Here is a 23,201-nt window from a genome sequence, read left to right as displayed (position 1 = left end):
TAATAACTTTAGTGTTAACACTCTACATAAGCATTTGCGGATCAACATCCAAACTAATCAGCAACTTTTGTGCCTGTGCAGATTCGGCCATTTCATCAGCCACTTGCTGAGCCAAACCAATCGCATCGATATTTCCACGCCATTTTATCATACATTGAAATCGGTATCTATTCTTGATTCTCGAAATGGGTGAAGCTACTGGCCCCAAAATGTCCAGCACATCCGATGTAAGCCGGTCCATATTCCCGAACCAGCCCCGTTGTCTGGCTCGTCCTTGTAGTGTCGCTGAATAATTTTCAGCCAGTCGGACCAGCACCGGGAGCTGTTCATGAGAAAAGGTCACCAAAATTAGTCGGCAATATGGCGGGTAGTGCAGATTGCGACGGTGTTTCAACTCTTCTCTCACAAAAGATGCATAATCATGACGACTTGCGTGAACCACCGAATAATGCTCTGGAGTGTAGGATTGTACGAATACTTCCCCCGGCAATTGATGCCTTCCAGCACGCCCGGCTACTTGTGTTAACAGCTGAAATGTCTTTTCCGCAGCCCGAAAATCCGGTAAATTAAGAGCGGAATCCGCAGTAATGACACCTACCAGCGTTACATCGGGAAAGTCCAGCCCTTTGGCTACCATTTGAGTACCCAGCAGTACGTCTGCTTTTTTATCACGAAATTGCTTGAGCAGCTTTTCATGAGCGTTTTTTTCAGTTGTGGTATCGACATCCATTCGGACAACACGTATGCCGGGGAATAGCTTAGCCAACTCTTCTTCCACTCGCTGCGTACCTGTACCGAAGTAACGAATATGCTCACTACCGCACTCCGGGCAAGTCTGAGGTACAGGCTCGGAATAGCCGCAATAATGACAACGTAAATTGTTCGACCGCTGATGATAGGTAAGCGAAATATCACAATCCGGACATCCTGCCACATAGCCGCAGCTCCGGCACATGACGAACGTGGAGTGACCACGCCGGTTCAACAGCAATACCGTCTGCTCCTTACGCTCTAATCGCTCTGCGATTCCATTATGCAACGCACGGCTGAACATGGAGCGGTTGCCGGCCCGTAGCTCCTCACGCATGTCCATGATATGGACTTCGGGTAACGTGTTCCCTAATGCGCGGGTCGGCATTTCCAGCAGCAACGGCGCGAATTCGTCGTTGCTTTGGGAGCGGGCAGCATAATAGCTTTCCAATGATGGTGTAGCTGAACCGAGAATAACGACAGCCCCGTGTTGGTGTGCTCTGCGAATGGCTACATCACGCGCATGGTATTTGGGCGTCTCTTCCTGCTTATAGGATGTTTCGTGCTCCTCATCCATAATAATGAGCCCTAGCTCACGAAAAGGGGCAAATACCGCCGAGCGAGCGCCGATTGCGACTTTCACACGGCCTTCGCGTATTTTGCGCCACTCATCGTACCGTTCTCCCCCCGACAACCTACTGTGCATCACTGCGACCTGGTCGCCAAAACGACCTTTGAAACGTTCGACCATTTGTGGGGTTAATGATATTTCAGGTACGAGCACAATGGCCTGGCGATTCTGCTCGATACAGCGCTGAATAGTCTGCAGATAGATTTCCGTCTTACCGCTCCCTGTGACTCCATGCAGCAAATAAGCTCCTTGCTCACGCATGTCCAGCTGACGAACAATCCGTTCATACACCGACTGCTGCTCTGCCGTAAGCGGAAGAGGATCTGTAGGCTTGAAGTGTCTGCCCCGATAGGGATCGCGAAAGACTTCAACGTCTTCCTGTAACACATAGCCCTTATCTTCCAGTGCCTTAACCGTCGCAGCCGATACACCTAGCGAGGTCATTACTTCCTTCAGCGGCAGAGGCAGAAACTCGCTACGTTCCAGCAAAAAAGCAAGTACCTCCCGCTGACGCTGTGCCTTGGCAGAAAATTGCTCCAGTGCCATGGATGCCTCATCTATGCTGATAGCCAAATCAACAGCTTTCATCGTCTTTTTGCCAAGCTTGTCTTTTATAACCTGACTTTCCTGAAGCACTCCGCGGCGCAACAGCGATTTAATAACCTCCGCCTCCTCGGGGAAGCGTCTACTGAGTTGCTGCAACGGGACTTGCTCCTTATTCTGAATGAAGCTGACAATCTGACGCTCCGCCGGGTCACTCATACCGTCGTCAGTCAGAAGGGCCCATTCGATCTCATCCTCCTGATTAGACAGCATAGACCGCTGTGGATTCGTAGACTCATGCTGTTCGGCAATTGAGATATAACGTTCCGCCTTGCCCTTAAGCGCGGTAGGAATCATCACTTGCAGTGCCATAATCTGATTACAAGCATAACGTTCGCTCATCCATTTGCCCAATTCAACCAAATCTGGAGATAAGGGCGGTACCAGATCTAGCAACTCCTGAATCGCCCTCATCCTGTATTTTGGCGGCTCCTCAGCTGGAACTACCGAGATAACAAAAGCCTGCACCGTCCGTTTGCCAAAAGGCACAGCTACCCGACTACCTGGCTCAATCCAAGGTTTCATTGAATCCGGTATCAGGTAATCGAAGGTACGATCTGTATCTTTGGCAGGTACATCGACAATAACCTTGGCAACTAAATTGCCTGTTTCCATTAATGCAACACCCCACCCATGCGTCCCGCGGCTAGAGTAAGCAATTTACGCGCAACTTCTTCCTTTGACTGTACAGGGATCTGCTCTACCATCCCGCTTCGGTCATATATTTGAACAGCATTTGTATCAACACCAAAACCTGCACCATCCACAGTTACATCGTTTGCCGCAAGCAAATCACAATTTTTACGTTCTAATTTATCTATTGCATACGTCTCCAAATTTCCCGTTTCTGCTGCAAAGCCAATTAAAAATTGATGTTTCTTGCTGCGTCCGAGTGATTCCAAAATATCGACGTTCTTCACTAACTCTAATGTAAATACACTATCTTTTTTCTTGATCTTAGTCTGTGCCACCTCACGTGGTCGATAATCTGCCACAGCAGCAGCCATAACGACCATGTCACTCGTTTCCCATTGTTTTAGCACAGCCTGGTACATATCTTCAGCTGACTGGACTCTTTCAAGCGAAATACCTGAAGGCGGCTCCGCGCTGGTATTGGCAGCAATCAAATGCACCTCTGCACCCATCTCTTGAGCCACTTTCGCAATGGCAAAGCCCATTTTACCAGATGAATCATTCGTAATATAACGGACAGGATCAATTCGCTCAATCGTGCCTCCAGCCGTGACAATGACTTTTTTTCCTGAAAGCGCTAGTTCATTCTTATTTACAAGTGGCTCAGTTACTTGATTCTCTGTAGATTCTTCTCCAAACCACCGTGATTCAGATTTGATTGCGACTTCAGGTTCCAGAGCCTGCTGATCAAAAAAGCGCTCAATCGTTTGCACAATAGTTTCTGGCTCTTCCAAACGTCCTTTGCCAACGTAACCGCAAGCCAGTAATCCTTCCCCAGGCTCAATCATCTTCACACCACGTGATACCAGTGTCTCCATATTTTGCATGACTGCCGGATGAGTGTACATATGTACGTTCATCGCAGGGGCCACCATAATAGGTGCTGTCGTAGCCAGTAACGTTGTCGATAACATATCATCAGCAAGACCATGCGCCATTTTACCGATGATATTCGCCGTTGCAGGAGCAACTAGCACCAAATCAGCCGCATCCGCCAGATGAATATGAGATACGATGGACGGCTCTCTTTCATCAAATGTATCACTGTACACCGGATTGCGAGAGAGTGACTGCAGTGTAAGTTCGGTAATAAACTCCTTGGCAGAAGCCGTCATAATCACATGAACATCGGCTCCCTTTTGCGTCAACTTACTGCAGAGCGCAGCCCCTTTATAAGCAGCAATTCCACCGGTTATACCAAGAATAATAACTTTCCCCTTCAACATCGTTAACTCCCCCTGACCGAAAAAAATAACAACCTTGCGGTTGTCAAAGGAATTGGCATTGCGCCTGGTTATAATGATTGTCTATAATTCTTATTCTTCTTCGCCGCTTTCAAGCAAAAGATGATCTGCATAGATCTCTTCCAGAGCTACTCCAACCTGTTTGTGAGATTTAGGACTCTTCAAGCTCGTCTTCTCACCCTCACGCAACTGTCTAGCACGGCGTGATGCCGCTACAACCAGCGAATATTTACTATCTACCTTTTTCATCATTTCATCAATGGAAGGATACAGCACGAATAGACACCTCTTCATGTAGTTTTAAGCTGTATAAGCTGAACTCCAGTGTACACCTTCAAGCTCAGCTTATACAGTATTATTTCTCTTTTGGTACGCTTGGCATATGTAAAGCCTCGATTAAGGTCGAACCTTACAATGTTCGGCGATAATAATGGATTCTATTCGTTTACAAGCGAAATCAATCTCATCATTGACAACCGCATAATCATAGTGACGTAACAGGTTCATCTCGTCCACAGCTACCGACATACGGTGATCAATGGTTGCTTGAGTTTCTGTGCCACGTCCCCGAATTCTATCCTTCAATTCATCCAGTGAAGGCGGAAGCAAGAAAATGAATATGCCTTCCGGGAATTTTTCTTTAACCTTTAGCGCGCCCTGAACTTCAATTTCCAGAAAGATATCTTTACCCTGCGCAAGCGTCTGGTCTACAAAATCACGTGGAGTGCCATAGTAGTTACCTACATACTCTGCGTACTCCAGCAATTCATCTCGTTCAATCATGCCTAAAAATTCTTCACGCGTTTTGAAAAAATAGGTCACTCCATCCTGCTCGCCCGAACGAGGTGTTCGAGTTGTAGCAGAAACGGAATACGTTATCTCAGGTAGCTTTTCGCGCAATGCATTGCCTACCGTCCCTTTACCGACCCCCGAAGGTCCGGATATTACAAATAATAATCCCTTAGCCATAGTACACTCCATTTTTATTCGTCATTGTCATCATCTTTAGTGGATAGGCGATGAGCGACCGTCTCCGGCTGCACCGCAGACAGGATTACATGATCACTGTCTGTAATAATAACAGCCCGTGTCCGGCGGCCATAGGTAGCATCAATTAACATATGACGGTCCCTGGCTTCCTGTATAATCCGCTTGATCGGAGCAGACTCCGGACTGACGATGGAGATTATTCGGTTGGCCGACACGATATTGCCAAAGCCAATATTGATCAATTTGATTGCCATATTCAGGTCTTTCCCCCTATACATGTGACTATTGCAGCCGTGCCGCTACCAGGTAGCTACTCAATATTTGCAGCCTGCTCACGAATTTTTTCAAGCTCTGCTTTCATCTCAACGACCAAATTAACTAATGTGAGATGATTAGCCTTAGAGCCGATCGTGTTGACTTCCCTGTTCATTTCCTGGATTAAAAAATCTAATTTGCGACCGGCCGGCTCGTCCGACAGCAGCAACCTTTTGCACTGTCCAAAATGACTTTGAAGCCGGGTAAGCTCCTCATCAATATTGCTGCGATCCGCGAATAACGCAATCTCCATTCCGAACTTATGTTCATCAAGCGTAAATGAACCGTCCTGAAGCTCTTTAAGCCTGTGCTTCAGCCTGTTACGGTAGTCGCTCACAACATGAGGAGCCAACACCGTCATTTCATGATGAAAGGATTCCAGACGTAAGATACGGGATTCCACATCTTGTGCCAAATGCCCGCCTTCTCGCCTTCTCATCTCCAGCAATCCTTGCAAAGCTTCGTTCAAAGCTCGCTGTAAATGCTCTTCCCAGTCCTCTTCGTCTCCATTGCAAGCCTCTCCAGGCTCACCCAGAACATCAGGCAAAGCAAGGATATCACTTATACCTAACGTTCCTTTCACGCCATAACGATCCGCCAGCTGCTCCGCTGCACGCAGGTAAGCCTGCACGACAGTGTCATTCAACCGTGCGGCGGGTATCTGTTCTTCATCACGTTCCCTGTGAATGAAAACATCGATACGACCGCGTTTAATCTGCTGTTGAACCGTTCTTCTCAAGCCATCTTCATAACGAGTCCATTCACGTGGAATTCTCATCATCACTTCGCAATAGCGGTGATTGACCGATTTCAATTCCAAGCGCACTTTATACCCCTCATGATGAAGGATGGCTTGACCGTATCCGGTCATACTCAATGACATCGGCATCACATCCATTATACTATTGTAATTGATTATTATAGTCGAAACAAGGGGGCCTGTGCTCGGCCTGATTTTTGCCACACATATGAAGTCAGCTCAGCTGTCATTTCATAGAACATGAAAGGAGTCATGAAGTAGATCCCATTAAAATGTTCCATGGCCGTATCAAGCAGCTCCTTGGCAATAGACACGCCCATAGCTCGTCCTTCCGGGCCTTCCAGCCCCGACATGCGTGCACGCACCTCATCGGATAACTGAATGCCTGGCACTTCATTGTGCAAGTATTCTGCATTGCGGCCACTAGCCAGCGGCATAATACCGATAAAAATCGGTATCTCCAAATGCCGTGTCTGTTCTGCGATGGCTGTAATCAGCTCGGGATCGTAAACAGGCTGGGTCATAATATAATCGGCCCCGGAGGCAATTTTCTTTTCCAACCGCTGTACGGCTTTACCCAAATGCTTAACATTCGGATTAAAAGCAGCTCCCACCACAAAATTAGCTTTCTGCTTGAGTGGCTTACCGGAAAATGCGACACCATCATTTAGTTGCTTGATCATGCGTATGATTTCAAACGATGTCATATCATACACCGAACTGGCGCCTGGTAAATCACCGAATCGCGCTGGATCTCCAGTAACCGCCAGTACATGGTCAATACCCAGTGCGTCAAAACCCATCATGTGGGATTGCGTACCAATCAGATTACGGTCACGACATGCGATATGAATTAATGGACGCAAGCCTGTTTCAATACTAACCAGATGCCCAAGCGCCATATTGCTCATACGAGTGACTGCGAGCGAATTGTCAGCAAGTGTAAGTGCATCGGCTCCGGCTTTCTTCAAGGCATGCGCACCTTGCATAAACCGGGTAATGTCGAGATCTCGCGGAGGGTCCAGCTCTACAATAACCGTATGCCGTTCCTTAACCAGATCCACAATGTTGGGTTCGCTGGTATGTCTGCCATTTCCTCGTCCCCCTTCATCTGCTGTCTGCTCCACCACATGAATGACTTCCGTCGAAAAGGTTTCTTTTGGAGCCAACGGGGGCGGTTTCAAATTGTTTAAAGCTTTGGAAATAGCAGCAATATGGTCTGGTGTCGTTCCGCAGCAACCACCAATCAGTCTCGTACCGAGATCTACAAAGGACGTAGCACATTCTCCGAAATATTCAGGTGATGCACCGTATACATAGTGACCGTCCACATAATCTGCCAATCCCGCATTCGGATATACAGACAGTGGTACAGACAAGGGACCGTCCAGTTGCTCCATTACACTCATAATTCCCTGTGGACCGGAGTGACAGTTAAACCCGAGGATGTCAGCTCCTTCACTACGCAGTGTTGAAAAGGCTTGTGCCATTAAAAATCCATCTTGGGTACGACCAATTTGGTCAACCGCAAATTGACAAATTACCGGAATGTCACTGTATTTACGTACACTGTGAAGCGCAATGCGCATTTCGTCCAGTGAATAAAACGTTTCGCATAAAATGCCGTCAACCCCTTCGGACAGAAGAGCATCAATCTGCTGTTCGTAGTTTCTTGACAGCTCTAGCTTGGATATGCTGAGACGTTTGCCTCCGCATATGGAACCGACCGCACCTACTACATAATGTTCGGGTCCAGCCGCAGCCCTGGCAATCCTCACACCAGCACGATTGATTTCTTCTACCTTAGATTCCAATCCAAAGCGGGCTAATTTATAATCATTTGCAGAGAATGTATTCGTCTCCAGCAATCGTGCTCCTGCATTTAAATACTGACCATGCACGTCTGATATGACGCCAGGCGAAGTAATGTTCAGCTCTTCGTAAGACGTATTTACTGGAAATCCTAGCTGGGACAAAAAAGTCCCCATAGCGCCGTCTCCGACAATAATTTCACGATTCAGCACAGTACGCAAATCCGGTTTCATGTCCTCTGCTCCACCCCGCTCTTTATTTTCATACTAATGTAACATAAAGAGACTACAAACATAAGCCAAAAACAAAAAAAGCCGCCTCACGTCCCGATAATATGATATCAGGAGTGAAGCAACTTGATTGATCATTTTCTATTTCCCACTACATTTTCATTGCATTTTCCCATCAGAAGAATGGAGAGAAAACTCGTAAAAAGTCCCTTTTTTATTTACTTTAGCCACAATAGAATCCGTCCCCTTTTGCTGCTTGGAGAACGTATATTGATTTCCTTGAACTTTCACTTTATAGCCGGACACATTGATATTAAACAACAGCTGAACCTTAGGCTTGACCAGCTTCAATGCTTCGGCGGCAGTATATTTGGGACTTGTAAAAGATTTTTTGAAATCTGCATCATCATCCCAGTCCATCCCAGAGGTGGACACAGCCAGTACTTTGCCGGTTACCGCACCAATTTTGACTTCATTCGCCTCGCTTGCATCCTCGAACGACCAATAAGAAAGCCCCTTTTTCTCATCCTTGTACCGTGAGACATGCTGCACTGTGATTCGCTGTCCACTCACTCGCTTAAATGTGTTCATTGCACGGTTCAGTAACACAGGATCCACCTGCTTCAGCGCATAGTCCGCATTGACGGTAATAGCATTACCTTGATCCACATCAACATACAATGAGGAAGCTTTTTCTCCTGCCCCCCAGAATACCCAGTAATTTGAAGGCTTGTTGGACTGATAAGGAGATTTGACTCGCCAGAATGCTTCAAATTGTAAGGGGCGCTTGCTGTCAAACACTTTGGCGCTGTTTAATACTTTTGTCTTGAGTGGCGCGTTCATCGCCTTTCCCAAACTACTTATTTTATATCGTATGGTTGTAGAATCTACTCTATTTTTCTCTTTATTATATTCTGTCTGTAACGTAGCTGTTCCATCTTCCAATTCACCTTCGACAATCCAGGTTTTCCCCATATCCGTTACATCGTCAAATTGAAATGCAGTTTTTGAACCGATAAGTTCTTGTACTGCTTTTTCTAAACGGCTTACGACTGTCGGAGTTAGCGAGCCAACCTGCTTGTCCGTCGTTTCTGTGGCAGCAGAAATAGTCGCCGCTTGAACCGGAAGCGCGGTGGCTATAAGAATGAGGATTGCAACTGCTGATACCCAACGAAATTTCCGCACTATGAACGGCCTCCTTATCGTTTTCTCATTTTCTATATTATACATCGTTCAGACGTCAAAAAAAGACAGAATATCGCTCTGTTCACCATAATCCTAGTAAACAGCGGCATAAAAAGGCAAAAAAAGAAGACCTGCTAAGGTCTTCTTCACCCTCACTTCTATATACGACCTTCGAACACAATCTCAGCCGGCCCTGTCATATAAATGTGATTATCATCCTCGCTCCATTCGATATCCAGATCGCCGCCCTTTAGGCTTACCATGGCGCGGCGGTCGCTGTATCCATTTAGTACAGAAGCAACAAGCGTAGCACAGGCTCCGGTTCCACAGGCTAGCGTAGGTCCAGCTCCCCTCTCCCATACCCTCATATCTATATGCTTCCGACTTCGTACCGTGGCGAACTCAACATTTGTTTTTTTAGGGAACAATGGATGACACTCCAGCTTCGGTCCCCAGGCCTCCAGATCAAAGCTAGGCGCATCCTCAACATAAATGACACAGTGCGGATTTCCCATAGATACAGCCGTAAAGCGAAAACCACTTCCTCCAGCTTCAATAGGCTCATCAATTACGTTAGTCAGATCGAGTGTAGTTGGAATTTTCAACCCTTCCAGAATTGGCTCCCCCATATCTACCTTCACCATTCGTACAGCTCCGTTTTCAACAGTCAGTTCAACCTGCTGCACACCTGCACCCAGCGTCTCGATCGTAATCTGTTCACGGTTGATATGCTTACGGTCATACACATATTTGGCAGCACAACGAATAGCGTTACCGCATTGCTCGGCCTCCGAGCCGTCCGAGTTAATGATACGCATGCGAAAATCTGCTTTGTCAGACGGCAATATATATACCAATCCATCGGCGCCAATACCAAAATGTCGATCACATAGCCGAACAGCTAATTCCGAGGCGTCAGACGGCAATTCCTGATGCCCGTACCAAACGATAAAATCATTACCCAGACCATTCATTTTAGTGAATTCCATAGCTTCCCCCCGCCGTTGCTGCTGATCTCATGCTCCTCTTGAAGCTTTGATCCCATAATATCATACAGGGCAAAAGCGGGAAAGCGATGCGAGACGCATGACTCAAATTCTAGGCTGAAAACTTTGTACGTCCCGCTGAAAAGTGTGTATTTCCGCCGTGCCGACGGTTACGTCGACCGCCCCATACACTTCCCGCTCCCATCAGGAACGTTGGAATTCCAGCTGCGACAATAGATAGTGCCCATTCACGTAAACCAAGGGGTACCGTTTTGAAAATAGGCTGCAGCACAGGCACATACATTACAACCAGCATCAGTACAATGGAGGACAGTACGGCAAGCACGAGATAACTATTTTGAAACGGATTACGGTGGAAAACGGAACGGGAGCTGCGGCAATCAAATACATGAATTAACTGCGCCAGCACTAACGTAGCAAATGCAACCGACTGTGCTTTGATCAGTTGCCCTGCATCATTCGGAGCAATCCGTAATGTCAACCAAAAGGCCGCAAGTGTACATAAGCCGATCAACAGACCGCGGCTAATGATTTTCCAGCCTAGTCTACGCGCAAAAATATTTTCCTTTGCGCCACGAGGCTTATGCTCCATAAGATCCTTTTCCGGCTGATCCACACCCAGAGCCATCGCCGGCAAACCGTCAGTTACCAGATTTACCCATAAAATCTGAATGGGCAGCAAAGGCAGCGGTAGCCCAGCCATCATGGCAAAGAACATCGTCAAAATTTCACCAACATTGGAGGCGAGTAAATAACGGATGAATTTACGGATATTCTCGTAAATATTTCGGCCTTCCTCAATTGCCGCTACAATCGTTGAGAAATTATCGTCACTCAGTACAAGTGCAGCCGCTTCTTTAGTCACGTCTGTTCCTGTAATGCCCATGGCAATACCGATATCCGATGCCTTGATCGCTGGTGCGTCATTGACGCCATCTCCGGTCATAGCTACGACATGTCCGCGTCTTTGCAGCGACTTGACGATTCTCAGCTTGTGTTCCGGCGACACCCGCGCATACACGGAGACGGTATCCACAACGTTATCCAACGCCGCATCATCCATGAGAGACAGTTGCTGTCCCGTCAACACATGTGAGCCGCGTTGGAGAATACCCAGCTGCTGTGCAATGGCCTCCGCAGTTGTGCCATGATCACCCGTAATCATCACGGTGCGAATGCCAGCACGACGGCACTTGCCGATGGCCTCGCGAACCTCGCGGCGTGGCGGATCAATCATGCCGGTCAGGCCGATAAAAACCAGCTGTTCTTCAGCCTCCTCAGCCGTAGAGACACGTTCATGCGAGCGGATGTCACGGTAAGCGACACCAAGTACACGCAGCGCCTCTGATGCCATACCTTCGTTGGCTGCCAATACCTTTTGGCGCAGCGTACCCGTTAGCGGAACGACATTCCCTTCCCATAAAATGTAAGAGCACTGACCCAGTAGCACGTCCGGCGCTCCTTTGGCAAATACAATATGTCCTCCCTGGTGGCGTACGAGTACCGACATCCGCTTCCGATCCGAGTCAAAAGGGAATTCTCGCTCCCGTGTATACAGTTCATATAGGCCTTGTCGCGTGACTCCGCCTTTTGCAGCTAACGTGACCAGCGCTCCTTCTGTCGGATCACCTTTCAGCTCCCACACAGCGGAAGGCGTTGGCTCTTTGGTTTTCTTTTTCGAACGCAGCTCATCTATGTCAGCTTGAACAATTTCCGCATTGTTACAAAGTACACTGGCTTGCAGCAATCTACGCAAGGATTGTCCGTTTTTTAGGTCGGCCGGAAGATCCCTGTCCATAATATGACCGTGTGGATCATAACCTTCCCCGGTAACTCCCCAGAAACGACCATCCAGCCAAAGCTTGGTGACTGTCATTTTATTTTGGGTCAGTGTGCCCGTTTTGTCAGAGCAAATGACAGACGCACAGCCGAGCGTTTCAACGGAAGGCAGCTTGCGCACAATGGCCTTGCGTTTGATCATACGCTGTACACCCAAAGCGAGGGCAATGGTTACAATTGCGGGCAATCCTTCTGGTATAGCTGCCACAGCCAAGCTCACGCCGGCCAAAAACATGTTCATAGCTGGCTGACCATGCAAAATGCCCGCTACGACCACGAGCACGGTTAGCGCTAACGCCACGATAATCAAGATTTTTCCCAATTGCTCCAGTCTGTGCTGCAACGGTGTCTCTTGCGACTCCGTATTTTCGATCAAGTCTGCGATCTTCCCCATTTCGGTAGTCATGCCTGTGCGAATGACCACGCCTTGTGCGGTGCCTCTGGTCATCATGGTACCCATAAAACCAATGTTCTTTTGGTCCCCAAGAGGTACTTCGGCGGCATGAATAGGGCGGCAATGCTTACTCACCGGAACCGATTCACCTGTCAGGGCAGACTCCTCGACATCACAGCCGTTTGTACTCAACCACCTTACATCTGCAGGGATACGATCACCACTTTCCAGCAGCACGATATCTCCCACAACCAGCTCTCTGGCCTGAACATGTATTCGTTTACCGCCTCGCAGCACTTTGGCGGTTGGAGCAGAAAGCTGTCTTAAAGCTCGCAATGAACGTTCAGCTCTGAATTCCTGCACAAAGCCGAGAATTCCATTTAGCACAACGATGGCAATAATGGTAATCGCATCCAAATACTCACCGAGTAGGCCAGATATCAGGGTCGCTCCCATCAATACAAGCATCATAAAATCCTTGAACTGGTTGAGCAGTAGCAAAATTGCCGAAACACGCTTGCCCTCGCTCAGCTCATTCCATCCCGTCCTTTCTCTTCGTTCCGCAATCTGCTCCTCCGAAAGACCCTGCTTCGGGTCGACTTCCAGACTAGTTGAAAGCTGTTCATTGCTTAATTGGTGCCAGTGTGCTTGTTCCATTCTCCCCAATTCCCTCCCGGTCAGATAGTCCGTTTCCGTCGGTTGTGCGTAGGATGGCTGCCCGTTATTATATTTTTGTGCCACGATTGCTGATATGCTGGACAGACTTTCTTGATTCAATCTATTCGGACAGGACTCGAAATATCACAAAGCCGCTTAAGTTTTGTCCCAAAGTTATGTATCATAGAAGGAAGGCGAAAATACATTTGCTTCAAAGGAGAACATACATTATGGCATTGGACGGAATCGTAACCCGCGCTATCGTACACGAATTGCAAGCCATCCGGGGCGGGCGCATTAATAAAATACATCAGCCAAACGAACGCGATATCGTGCTGAACCTGCGGGCACAAGGTGGGAGTGTAAAACTGTTGCTGTCGGCTAATCCGACATTTCCGCGTGTACATTTTACAGAACAAAGCTTTCTCAATCCGACAGAAGCTCCCATGTTTTGTATGCTTCTTCGCAAACATTGCGAAGGAGGCATTATTGAGAACATCACGCAGGTGGGCATGGAGCGTATAATTCATATGGATATACGTCAGCGTGATGAACTGGGGGATATTTCATTTAAGCGCATTATTATTGAAGTAATGGGTAGACATAGCAACATTATTTTGCTTGACCCGGAAACAGGTGTGATGCTGGATGGCATTCATCATGTCACACCCTCTATCAGCAGCTATCGGGTCGTTATGCCAGGCTTTCAATACACAGAGCCTCCTGAACAAAACAAGCTAGATCCACTAGAAGTCGAAGAAGCAGCCTTCTTTTCCTCGTATCAAGCAGCCATTGAGACGGAAGAAGCTCCCAAACGCTGGATTGTGAACACTTTTACCGGACTTAGTCCCCTCATTGCTGAAGAGATACTAATCCGAGCATCTAATGAAGAAGCTTCTGGTGACAAGGATCGTCGACTGTGGAGGGCATTCAGTGACATCATGGATGACGTGCGGAATCATCATTTTCAGCCGGTATCTGGACTGAACGCACAAGATAAAGTAATATTTTCAGCCATCCCACTGACGTTGATCCAAGGAGAACGTAAGGAATACGCTACCATCAGTGAGTGTATGGAGGACTTTTTCGGCGAAAAGGCAGAAAGGGACACGGTTAAGCAAAAGGTTAGCGACCTACTGCGGTTTCTGCAAAACGAGCGGAGCAAAAACGTAAAAAAACTCGATCATCTCCATCAAGATTTGGCCGAAGCAGAAGATGCCGATCAATTTCGGATTTACGGAGAGCTGCTGTTCGCTTCACTGCATGAGGTAAAAAAGGGTGACAAGGAAGTAACACTCACTAACTTTTATGACGAGGAACAGAGTGCGATCACCATTCCATTGGACCCGCTGCTCAACCCTTCAGATAATGCACAGCGTTATTTTAAAAAGTACAACAAATATAAAAATAGCCTGGCTGTCATAGACGAACAACTCGAGAAGACACACGAAGAAATTCGTTATATGGACAATCTTCTTCAGCAGCTAGCCCATGCCTCTATCAACGACATTGAGGAAATACGTGAAGAACTGGTTCAGCAGGGCTATCTTAGAGATCGGGTTAAAAAAGGAAAGAAAAAGAAGAAAAATGACCGTCCGACCTTGCATGTATATACATCATCCGAAGGCATCGAGCTACTGGTTGGCAAAAATAACTTGCAGAATGAATATGTGACCAACCGACTGGCCGGACCCAATGACACGTGGTTGCATACAAAGGATATTCCAGGGTCACACGTCGTTATTCGTGCCGAGAAATTCGGAGACGCGACGTTGGAGGAAGCAGCTCAGCTGGCTGCCTATTTCAGCCAAGCCAAGCAGTCCAGCAGCGTACCTGTAGACGCCACCTTGATTCGACATGTACGCAAGCCCAGCGGAGCGAAGCCCGGCTTTGTCATCTACGATCATCAGCGTACGCTCTTTATCACACCTGATGAGGAACTGGTCAAAAAGCTGCCGAATCGCATCAAAAACGGCTAGGTTCCACTAGCATATGGAATCCACATAAAAAGCCCTTTGTCCTTTGCACGGTACACTTCTGTGTTCCATGCGGTAGGCAAGGGGCTTTTTCATTACTTTTGTCCAACAGCAGCCTTTCTCAACTCCTCGACGACCTGACCGTCCACACTACGGCTACCCAGATCGCCGTGGAAAATCACACCTTGGCGTGCACCGTGAAAATCCGAGCCGCCCGTTGAGATAAGCCCATAATGCAGCGCCATTGCAGTATATCGTCTCTCGGCCTCAGCATCATGATCCGAATGGCGCACCTCCAACCCTACAGGCTTCGCTGCCTCTATTATGGAGCACACCAGTTCGTCATTTCCATACAAGCCAGGGTGGGCCACTACAGGCACTCCTCCTGCTTCACGAATCCATCTTATAGCCTCCGCAGGCTCTACACGGGGTACAGACACGTATCCGGGCGCACCTTCTGCCAAGTAACGATCAAACGCATCCCGCATGTCCTTCGCGTAACCTTTTTGAACCAGGGTATCTGCCATATGCGGACGTCCAATACTTTCATCCGGCGCTAGTGGTCTGCCCATTGTAGCCACCACCTCATCTAGCGTGATTTCCACGCCCAAGCTACGCAATTGACTCAAAATCAAATCATTACGGGTATCCCGCGCCTGTCTCAGCTTTTCCAACCGTTCCAAAAACATTTTATTACGGTAATCCATAAAATAACCTAATATATGAATATCTTTGCCGCCAGCACGTGTACTGATTTCCACACCCGGCACCACGGTCATCCCAATGCGTCTTCCCTCCTCCAAGGCTTCCTCCAAACCGGCCACCGTATCATGATCTGTAATAGCCACACCGGCCAGCCCTTTTTCCTTCGCCCAGCGCACATTATCAGCAGGTGATTGCATACCGTCAGATGCTTGGGTGTGTGTATGTAGATCATATCGTTGCAAATTATTCTGTTCCTTCATGTAGATTCTCCTCCTCTTCATCTCTAAAGCTTGTCCTACGAGTCCTCGAATACGTCCATTCCCTGATCATGACGACGCAAGTAAGACAGAAAAGTGACTACCGGGATCGGCAACAACGCTGATTTCAAATGAATTGCATAAAATTCTCGTTTGAAGGTAATATCTGAAATATTTACAATTTTCAATAACCCGAGCGCAACCTCATGTTTGACTGAAGAAGGTGACAGCATAGTAATCCCCAGTCCTGCCTCTACCGCTGATTTGACCGCTCCAGTGCTGCCCATCTCCATTACAATATCAAGTCGAGAGGCATCCGCACCACGATTTTTCAGCCCGTCTTCTATGACTTGGCGTGTACCAGAACCTTTTTCTCTGGCTACAAAGGGATGCTTGAATACATCTTCTAAAACTACTTTTTTGGCCTTGGCCAGCACATGCCCCGAAGGAACAATTAGCTTCAGTTCGTCCTGCATCACAGATTCCACCACAATATCCGGGTGTTGAACCGGGGCCTCAATCAGCCCTAAATTCAACTGGTGCTTTAGTATATCATCCATAATTTGAGTCGTATTCATTACATTCATTGCCATGCGTATGTGAGGGTACTCTTGACCAAACGGTCCCAGCATTCTTGGCACAATGTATTCACCAATCGTTAGGCTGGCACCAATATGCAATCTTCCCTCCAGCATGTGAGTAAAAGCAGACATCGCTTCGTCAGCTTCCCTGATCAGTTGCATACTTCTTTTTGCAAAAGGCAGTAATGTCGCTCCTGCCTCCGAAAGCTCAATTTTTTTAGTCGATCGGTGCAGCAGCTTCGTGCCAAAATAATCTTCCAAAGACTGAATTTGCATCGTCACCGCAGGTTGCGTCATATGCAGCGCTTGCGCCGCCACCGAGAAGCTTCCGCGCTCCGCTACGGTATAAAAAATGTGCAGCTGATGAAAGTTCATACTGACCAGCCCTCTCCCCTCTGATCTTCTTATTTTAACATAAGAAAAACGTCTGGCGAACAATTACCGAGTAAACTTACCGAAATGGGGAGTTATATGCTTGCAAAATAAAAAAGCATGCAGCTGATAACTGCATACTTCTACTCAAACTCGACGGTGTCAATGTGCCCGCTTTCTAATGGAACCGTCCGTCAAATCACCGTCTATTTTTGCTTACGAGTGCTTTTCATCAGTGTCATGCGCCGTGAATGGCGTAGCCATGAATAGTAGGACTTCAAGTCCCTTAATTCGATAGTCTCTGACATCCGACCCAAAAAGGTAATAATAATCATCTTATGAAGCGGATTCCCCGCAATGTCCATCTCACCTGGCAACTCACCAAATTCGGCGACAACGACCAGATCACCATCAATTAAATATACATCCTCTTCATTATGATAGTAGGACTCCATCCTGTTTTGCTTCAGGCACTCCCAAAGCCAGGCGGCGATATGATTCGTCTCGGACTGTTTCTGCTCTACCCGATCTAAATAACGTGTTTTCGCATGATTTGTAATCACGATATCGGCGACTTTCTTATCGCCCATCTCCACGTAGAACGGTTCGTATGTACTCCATCGCTGCATTGCCTTGTCACGCACGGGATCACTCTCCCCACCAGATAGGTCTTTATATCTACCAATATATTCATATGTTACCTCAACAGACCCGGGACTACAAGTTACAAAATTGAAGTTTATGGGTGTTTTTTAAAGATTTTTTAGGTCTAACAGCATTAAGGTCAGGTATGCAAAAGTCCTGGCTTCACAAAAAAAGCCAGCCCGTAGGCTGACCTTTTTTAAGAAAATTGCGATGTATAGACAAAAAACTTATATTTCATATTCTTTCATCTTTTCCTTATCGTCGTTGTACTCCGTCCTAATCTCGTTTCGGAAAGAGCGCTCAACCTTACGTACATAGGAAAGTCTGCGAATATTTTTAACGGTGTCCTCTGCCCGATCCGCATTCATATATATAACTACATATTGCATACGCTTTGAAATATAGTGGACATTTCCGTATTTCTCCAGATTGCGGGCAGCCTTAATATCGCTTACCCAAATGATGTACCCTGTCCGCTCGGCAAACATTCGCTTCATCTCCCCTCCGTATCATTCCTATGGCCTATCCGCAGGAGCATTTCCCTCCGCTGCCGCATCCGCCCTTTTTCACATTTGGGTCGTTGCTCGGCACCTTAATGGTCTCGGACACGGAATATGCAATCGTTTCAGACATGGCATGAAGCATATCATCCAACGCCTTTTCGGCCCGCTTGAACTCCTTAACAGCCTCAAATTGTTCCAGCTCCAGTTCAACGGCCTGCACTGCGTCCTTCGCTTCATGATAGTTGGGATGAAAATGCCCAAAACGCTCCGTTTCAGCGAAAAGCTCCTTTTTGGCATCCAGCTTGCGGACACACGCCTGAATAGACGGGTTCAATTCCACACGCTGCTTCCAATATAAATAATCCGATACCTCAAAGGACCGGTTGACCATATCGCCCAATTCATAGGCGTTAATAAGCACTTCTGCCATATTGACCGTGTTCAATTCGGCTACGCTCATGAATGTCATCTCACTTTATATAAAGTTCTACCCAATAAAAGTAGACTCATTTATCATACCACATCCTTCTTTTGAGAAGAAGGAGTTTCATGTACTTCCTGACACGACTATGTAAAAGGAACCAACAGCCTCATATCGGACCAATCACTTGGCTGCAAGGTCGCACGAGAAGGTGTTTCCTCATCCATTCCTGAGGCGTACCAGCCTGTGACACTCCAGGGATCGCCAGAGACCACCGATTCCGGTATCCATTTAACCTCTTTCCCACTGATTCGCAATCCCACCGCCGCCTGCCAACGGATCGCTTGCTCCATCAACTGCCTGGAAGTGGACGTATGGTAACTCCTCCATTCTTTTGTCCATGAAGAGGGTACTGTAGATCTTTCTGGAAAATAGTCAGACGGGTCAGGCAGGGTGTGCTCTTGTTCATAAAAATGCAACGTGCGCCCTGTGTAAACCAGACCAGCTCTTCCCTCTTGTGAAAATAGGGAACGGCCTGCATCTAGGTTCTCTGTCTCCGTCAAAAGTGGATAATGGTGAGCTGGCTCATCCGCACTTTTCGGTTCAAGACGCGGACTTAATCCAATTGCAGCGAGTGCTTTTCGTATTTTGTCAGCAGAGTGTACCGGGATCATAAAATCTTTGTCGCCGAGTCGCTCCAGTAGTCCTTCAAGTGCAGGATGACGCGCAACCATGTCCGCATCCTCCTGAGTACCGCATCGCAAAAGTGTTACCGTCGCAAAAGCCGTTCGTCCGACATTGCCTGCCCATTGCTCTACTGCCAGCCGTACATGTTCTGGCACACCTGTCCGGCTGTACTTGTCCAAAAGAGCAGGAATCTCCTTGGCCTCCATGCCCAGCTCGATTGCCTCTGTAATACTCTCTCTGGTAATCCGATACACTACCATCCGGTCTCCTGTCACACGTTCACAGCAGCATTCCAATCGCCAGCGCACATCATATGCGACATCTGGCGGCACCAGTATTTCAAAATCAGGCTGCACATAAAAGGCACCTTGTTCTTGATGTGTATCCTCGTCATTATAGGGACGAAGCAGATCTGTCACAGAGACATTCCAGCGAAAACAGATTTCGCCTGATGTAGTCTGACCCCAATCCCCCATTCCAAAAGCCGTCAGGGCCTTCAACCAACCCATTATATCTTCCATAAAAGATCCATTGAAATTAAAATCAGATACCGTCTCGTCCTCAAGCCCTTTGAGATTTGCGATTGTAGGAACAATATCTATAAAGGCACTGTTCGTAGAATCATCTCTACTTAAACTATTCTGCGGTATTAATCCTACCTGAAGCATCCATTGCAGCAGATACTGAATAGATATCCATCCATCTGTTCCTCCATACTGCGAGACGGCACATAGCATATAGCGAAAATGCTGCATAGGCGCTTCAGCCTTGCCGTACCTCTCCATGAGGGTGTCAAAAATATGCTTGCGCATTTGCCCAGCAGACAAACGAATCCATGTCGCCAGTTCCGCCTCCTGAATGCGAAAAGACACTGTTTCTTTCACTAACAGCCCCAAACTGAGTAGTAAATCGATCATTACCACCGTTTGTACTGGATATAGCTCGGCATGCGCATAATGCAACCCAAGTCCCTCCAGGTCCTCCGGACGAAAGGGGGTCAGTTCATTCAATTTTTGCAATGACCGTTTATGTATGGTTCCTTTGGCCGTCAAAGGAACTCCCTGTATCGCAATACGTGACAACACATGCAGTAACTCTGACTCCAGTCCTGTCATTGCTTCATATACCGTTATCGGATGATCTGTATGTATCCCGTTCATTGGAGTTTGCTCTAACAACATATCGTACAGAGCGGGTAGTTGATCAACCGGAATATATAAAATCCGTTCGCCCCACGATTTGGTGACTGCCTCAAGCCACCCCCGAGAGCGAAGCCCATGCAGTGCCAGTTTTGTTTCGACTCCGCTTAAGGCACCTTGGGTAAGCTGCATAGGCTCCTCTTCCTTCATAGGCTGTGCCGCATACCGGACAAAGCATCGTCTAAGCACCAGCAGCTCATCCGCTGAAAGCTCATTCCAGTTGCCTTGCGTACTCGTTACGTCCATCCTTGGTTAGGCCTCCTTTTTCTTTCCGCCATCTTCAATCTCATCCTCCTGGCTTCTGCCAGCCATCGTCCCATCAAACCTGCGAATCGCATATTCATAGCCCTGTTCAATCAGAAACAGCTGACGACGTGCTGCAAAATCCGTCTCTCTACTGTTCTCCGTCACTAATGCATAAAAATAAGCTTTATTGTCGCCTGGCTTTGGTCGTAAAATGCGGCCAAGTCGCTGCGCCTCTTCCTGACGGGAGCCAAAGCTGCCCGATACCTCTATCGCTACTGCTGCATCCGGCAAATCGACTGCAAAGTTTGCTACCTTGGATACTAATAAGGTTTGAATATTACCCTTGCGAAACGCATCGAACCAACGCACCCGCTCGCTCTGAGTCATGGAACCCGTAATCAGTGGGACGTCCAGCTCCTGAGCCAATTTACGTAACTGGTCTAAATATTGACCAATAATAAGTGTTGGTATCCCCTTGTGTTTCTCCACCAGACTGCGTACTGCCTCCATCTTAGCCGGATTTTCGGCTGCAATTCGGTATTGCTGTCTGCCTTCAGCACGCATACTTTGCTCCAAAAGGTCAGCGGTCATGGGCAAACGCAGTTCTACACAATCGACCTGAGCAATCCAGCCCTGTCGCTCCAGTTCCTTCCACGGCATATCGTACCGTTTGGGTCCAATTAAAGAGAACACATCCCGCTCACACCCATCCTCTCGAACTAACGTAGCTGTTAATCCCAAACGACGGGTAGCCTGAATATCGGCCGTGGCTCGAAATACTGGCGCAGGCAGCAAATGTACCTCATCATATATAATGAGTCCCCACTTCCGCTCACTCAGCAGTTTCATATGTTCAAACTCTCCGTCTTTGGTGCGCCGATGCGTCAAAATCTGGTAGGTTGCCACCGTTATCGGTCGCACCTCCTTTTTCTGACCACTGTATTCCCCAATAGAATCGACAGGAATATTTGTCTTTTGCTTCAGTTCCTCGATCCATTGCCGCACAGAAATAGTATTAGAAGTTAAAATAAGCACCTCGCACTGAAGTCGATTCATCACTGCCATACCGATCACTGTTTTTCCGGCTCCGCATGGGAGCACTAGTACACCACTCCCCCCTAAGCCGTCTGCGCCTTCAAATGCATCAGCAGCTTTCACCTGGTAATCACGAAGCTGCAACTCCGTTTGTCCCTTCCCCAAGGTAAAACGAAGCAGATTCCCCTCAAGATAACCTGCCGTATCCACAACGGGATATCCCAAGCGAGTTAATTCCTGCTTGAGCAAGCCACGATTTTCGGGCGGTACGGATGCGCTTGTCTCATTGGTGCGAAGCAAACCAAGCTGTTTTAGCTCTTTCTTGTTCAATAACTCATCCAGTAAAGTTGGAGTCTCTACTGCCAAGATCAAGTGATCACCTATTGTGTATGTGTTGGCTTTCCTAGCCTTTGTATCTCTGTCTGACTCTTGCTCATCACGATGCGCGTCAATCGTATCTGTGCCGTAAGTTTGTTCTTCTTTTGCACTCGCCCGTGACAGCGTCAACGTCCCATAACGAGAAACAAGCTGTTCAATATCCTTCAACAAATCACGCGGAATATCCCAACGGGACATAGAGTGCAAACTATTTTGAATGTCCTCAGCACTCCACCCGAGAGCGGCTGCGTTCCAGAGCGACAATGGAGTGATGTGATATGTATGAAAAGCGGACGGACTTTTTACCAGCTCCGCATAAATCTGCAACTGTGAACGAGCCCATTCCGAATCAGGCAAACCCATTTCCAGCAAAACGGTAAAATCACGTTGTACAATACAAGGATGATCTGGATTCATGACTACCTCCTGGCACTCAAAAGTTCTATAATAATAGCTTATCCGTTTATTCGCAGATCAACCGGAATAGCAAGGAGTCCAACCCACACTCGGGTTGAACTCCTGATCAGAAGCTCGGGATAAAAACCGTCCCAAACTGGTGCCTACTTTATTATCCTTCTAGTGAACCTGCTCGGAAATTTGGCTAAGCGCCTCTCCAGCATTGTCTGCAAAAATATTTCGAACAGCCAAATCCCCGATCGAAACAATCCCGATCAGACGGTCTCCTTCCGTCACGGGCAAACGACGGATTTGCTGCTCTGCCATCAGTTCAGCTGCTTGGTCCACTGACATGTCAGCACTGGCTGTACGAATACCTGTTGTCATTACCGTATCCACCGAACCAGAACCAGAATTTTTAGCTGCGTAGCCGCGAATTACAAGGTCACGGTCTGTTACTACACCGATCAACTTATCACTGCCTTCGCTTTCCACAACTGGGATAAAGCCAGTATCATTGTCTTTCATTTTGACCGCTATTTCGTAAATATTGTCTTGCGGGGTAACCGTTACACATTTTTTAGTCATAACTTCCTGAACCTTTTTCATGGGTACTCCCTCCTTTTCAAGAGTAGGGTACCCCATTTCATTCAGCTCATACTCCAGATTGGACCGTTCCCAATTTAGCTC

Annotated in this window: 19 protein-coding genes; 1 reads left to right on the top strand and 18 read right to left on the bottom strand. The window is 47.5% G+C overall.

The window, feature by feature from the left end; all coding sequences use genetic code 11:
• Positions 1-22: 22 nt before the first annotated feature.
• From priA to C0638_RS17555, 10 genes are all read right to left on the bottom strand, one after another.
• A complete protein-coding gene (gene priA / locus C0638_RS17600) occupies positions 23-2,599 on the bottom strand; it encodes a primosomal protein N' (RefSeq protein ID WP_058710375.1) in 2,577 nt (858 codons plus the stop codon).
• Positions 2,599-3,903 carry a bifunctional phosphopantothenoylcysteine decarboxylase/phosphopantothenate--cysteine ligase CoaBC gene (gene coaBC / locus C0638_RS17595; RefSeq protein WP_058710376.1) on the bottom strand — a complete coding sequence of 435 codons (1,305 nt, stop codon included), beginning with the start codon at positions 3,901-3,903 and terminating at the stop codon, positions 2,599-2,601. Before coaBC ends, priA begins: the two co-directional genes overlap by 1 nt.
• Before the next feature lie 90 nt (positions 3,904-3,993).
• The gene (gene rpoZ, locus C0638_RS17590; protein ID WP_013371850.1) at positions 3,994-4,197 is read right to left on the bottom strand and encodes a DNA-directed RNA polymerase subunit omega; all 204 of its coding nucleotides are present in this window, start codon (positions 4,195-4,197) and stop codon (positions 3,994-3,996) included.
• A gap of 120 nt (positions 4,198-4,317) precedes the next feature.
• Positions 4,318-4,890, bottom strand: a complete 573-nt coding sequence (gene gmk, locus C0638_RS17585) for a guanylate kinase (RefSeq protein WP_013371851.1) — start codon at positions 4,888-4,890, stop codon at positions 4,318-4,320.
• Between the two features lie 14 nt (positions 4,891-4,904).
• The gene (gene remA, locus C0638_RS17580) at positions 4,905-5,165 is read right to left on the bottom strand and encodes an extracellular matrix/biofilm regulator RemA (RefSeq protein ID WP_005548256.1); all 261 of its coding nucleotides are present in this window, start codon (positions 5,163-5,165) and stop codon (positions 4,905-4,907) included.
• A gap of 56 nt (positions 5,166-5,221) precedes the next feature.
• Positions 5,222-6,109, bottom strand: a complete 888-nt coding sequence (locus C0638_RS17575) for a YicC/YloC family endoribonuclease (RefSeq protein WP_058710377.1) — start codon at positions 6,107-6,109, stop codon at positions 5,222-5,224.
• Between the two features lie 35 nt (positions 6,110-6,144).
• Positions 6,145-8,031: a bifunctional homocysteine S-methyltransferase/methylenetetrahydrofolate reductase gene (locus tag C0638_RS17570; protein WP_025675483.1), complete on the bottom strand. Its 1,887-nt coding sequence runs from the start codon at positions 8,029-8,031 to the stop codon at positions 6,145-6,147.
• A gap of 156 nt (positions 8,032-8,187) precedes the next feature.
• On the bottom strand, positions 8,188-9,213 hold the full coding sequence (locus C0638_RS17565; RefSeq protein ID WP_058710378.1) for a hypothetical protein: 1,026 nt from the start codon (positions 9,211-9,213) through the stop codon (positions 8,188-8,190).
• A 158-nt stretch (positions 9,214-9,371) separates the two neighbouring features.
• Positions 9,372-10,202, bottom strand: coding sequence for a diaminopimelate epimerase (gene dapF / locus C0638_RS17560; protein ID WP_013371855.1), 831 nt, complete (start codon positions 10,200-10,202; stop codon positions 9,372-9,374).
• Between the two features lie 109 nt (positions 10,203-10,311).
• On the bottom strand, positions 10,312-13,110 hold the full coding sequence (locus C0638_RS17555; RefSeq protein WP_058710379.1) for a calcium-translocating P-type ATPase, SERCA-type: 2,799 nt from the start codon (positions 13,108-13,110) through the stop codon (positions 10,312-10,314).
• Between the two features lie 230 nt (positions 13,111-13,340).
• On the opposite strand from C0638_RS17555, the gene C0638_RS17550 reads away from it, so the two are divergent.
• Positions 13,341-15,089: an Rqc2 family fibronectin-binding protein gene (locus C0638_RS17550; protein ID WP_058710380.1), complete on the top strand. Its 1,749-nt coding sequence runs from the start codon at positions 13,341-13,343 to the stop codon at positions 15,087-15,089.
• A gap of 92 nt (positions 15,090-15,181) precedes the next feature.
• Here the strand turns inward: C0638_RS17550 and C0638_RS17545 are convergent, their stop codons facing one another.
• The 8 genes from C0638_RS17545 to C0638_RS17510 form a co-directional block, all read right to left on the bottom strand.
• Positions 15,182-16,051 (bottom strand): PHP domain-containing protein, encoded by an 870-nt coding sequence (locus C0638_RS17545; protein ID WP_058710381.1) that lies wholly within the window; start codon positions 16,049-16,051, stop codon positions 15,182-15,184.
• 35 nt (positions 16,052-16,086) lie between these two features.
• A complete protein-coding gene (locus tag C0638_RS17540; protein WP_058710382.1) occupies positions 16,087-17,004 on the bottom strand; it encodes a selenium metabolism-associated LysR family transcriptional regulator in 918 nt (305 codons plus the stop codon).
• 203 nt (positions 17,005-17,207) lie between these two features.
• Entirely contained in the window at positions 17,208-17,645 is a 438-nt protein-coding gene (locus C0638_RS17535) for a hypothetical protein (protein WP_013371860.1), read from the bottom strand.
• 228 nt (positions 17,646-17,873) lie between these two features.
• Positions 17,874-18,134, bottom strand: coding sequence for a YlbG family protein (locus C0638_RS17530; protein WP_058710383.1), 261 nt, complete (start codon positions 18,132-18,134; stop codon positions 17,874-17,876).
• A 34-nt stretch (positions 18,135-18,168) separates the two neighbouring features.
• A complete protein-coding gene (locus C0638_RS17525; RefSeq protein ID WP_013371862.1) occupies positions 18,169-18,609 on the bottom strand; it encodes a YlbF/YmcA family competence regulator in 441 nt (146 codons plus the stop codon).
• A 107-nt stretch (positions 18,610-18,716) separates the two neighbouring features.
• Positions 18,717-20,702: a helicase-associated domain-containing protein gene (locus C0638_RS17520; protein WP_058710384.1), complete on the bottom strand. Its 1,986-nt coding sequence runs from the start codon at positions 20,700-20,702 to the stop codon at positions 18,717-18,719.
• Positions 20,703-20,708: 6 nt separating this feature from the next.
• A complete protein-coding gene (locus tag C0638_RS17515; protein ID WP_058710385.1) occupies positions 20,709-22,532 on the bottom strand; it encodes a DNA repair helicase XPB in 1,824 nt (607 codons plus the stop codon).
• A 159-nt stretch (positions 22,533-22,691) separates the two neighbouring features.
• On the bottom strand, positions 22,692-23,120 hold the full coding sequence (locus tag C0638_RS17510; RefSeq protein WP_013371865.1) for a CBS domain-containing protein: 429 nt from the start codon (positions 23,118-23,120) through the stop codon (positions 22,692-22,694).
• Positions 23,121-23,201: the final 81 nt, after the last annotated feature.

This window comes from Paenibacillus sp. lzh-N1 (assembly GCF_002872435.1).
Classification (GTDB): domain Bacteria; phylum Bacillota; class Bacilli; order Paenibacillales; family Paenibacillaceae; genus Paenibacillus; species Paenibacillus polymyxa_C.
This window is presented reverse-complemented; position numbering and strand designations above follow the sequence as displayed.

Excerpts from the sequence above, each read along its gene's own strand:
- priA (WP_058710375.1), bottom strand. The coding sequence starts at position 2,599 with ATGGAAACAGGCAATTTAGTTGCCAAGGTTATTGTCGATGTACCTGCC.
- coaBC (WP_058710376.1), bottom strand. The coding sequence starts at position 3,903 with ATGTTGAAGGGGAAAGTTATTATTCTTGGTATAACCGGTGGAATTGCT.
- gmk (WP_013371851.1), bottom strand. The coding sequence starts at position 4,890 with ATGGCTAAGGGATTATTATTTGTAATATCCGGACCTTCGGGGGTCGGT.
- remA (WP_005548256.1), bottom strand. The coding sequence starts at position 5,165 with ATGGCAATCAAATTGATCAATATTGGCTTTGGCAATATCGTGTCGGCC.
- C0638_RS17575 (WP_058710377.1), bottom strand. The coding sequence starts at position 6,109 with ATGTCATTGAGTATGACCGGATACGGTCAAGCCATCCTTCATCATGAG.
- C0638_RS17570 (WP_025675483.1), bottom strand. The coding sequence starts at position 8,031 with ATGAAACCGGATTTGCGTACTGTGCTGAATCGTGAAATTATTGTCGGA.
- dapF (WP_013371855.1), bottom strand. The coding sequence starts at position 10,202 with ATGGAATTCACTAAAATGAATGGTCTGGGTAATGATTTTATCGTTTGG.
- C0638_RS17555 (WP_058710379.1), bottom strand. The coding sequence starts at position 13,110 with ATGGAACAAGCACACTGGCACCAATTAAGCAATGAACAGCTTTCAACT.
- C0638_RS17550 (WP_058710380.1), top strand. The coding sequence starts at position 13,341 with ATGGCATTGGACGGAATCGTAACCCGCGCTATCGTACACGAATTGCAA.
- C0638_RS17545 (WP_058710381.1), bottom strand. The coding sequence starts at position 16,051 with ATGAAGGAACAGAATAATTTGCAACGATATGATCTACATACACACACC.
- C0638_RS17540 (WP_058710382.1), bottom strand. The coding sequence starts at position 17,004 with ATGAACTTTCATCAGCTGCACATTTTTTATACCGTAGCGGAGCGCGGA.
- C0638_RS17530 (WP_058710383.1), bottom strand. The coding sequence starts at position 18,134 with ATGTTTGCCGAGCGGACAGGGTACATCATTTGGGTAAGCGATATTAAG.
- C0638_RS17525 (WP_013371862.1), bottom strand. The coding sequence starts at position 18,609 with ATGAGCGTAGCCGAATTGAACACGGTCAATATGGCAGAAGTGCTTATT.
- C0638_RS17520 (WP_058710384.1), bottom strand. The coding sequence starts at position 20,702 with ATGGACGTAACGAGTACGCAAGGCAACTGGAATGAGCTTTCAGCGGAT.
- C0638_RS17515 (WP_058710385.1), bottom strand. The coding sequence starts at position 22,532 with ATGAATCCAGATCATCCTTGTATTGTACAACGTGATTTTACCGTTTTG.
- C0638_RS17510 (WP_013371865.1), bottom strand. The coding sequence starts at position 23,120 with ATGAAAAAGGTTCAGGAAGTTATGACTAAAAAATGTGTAACGGTTACC.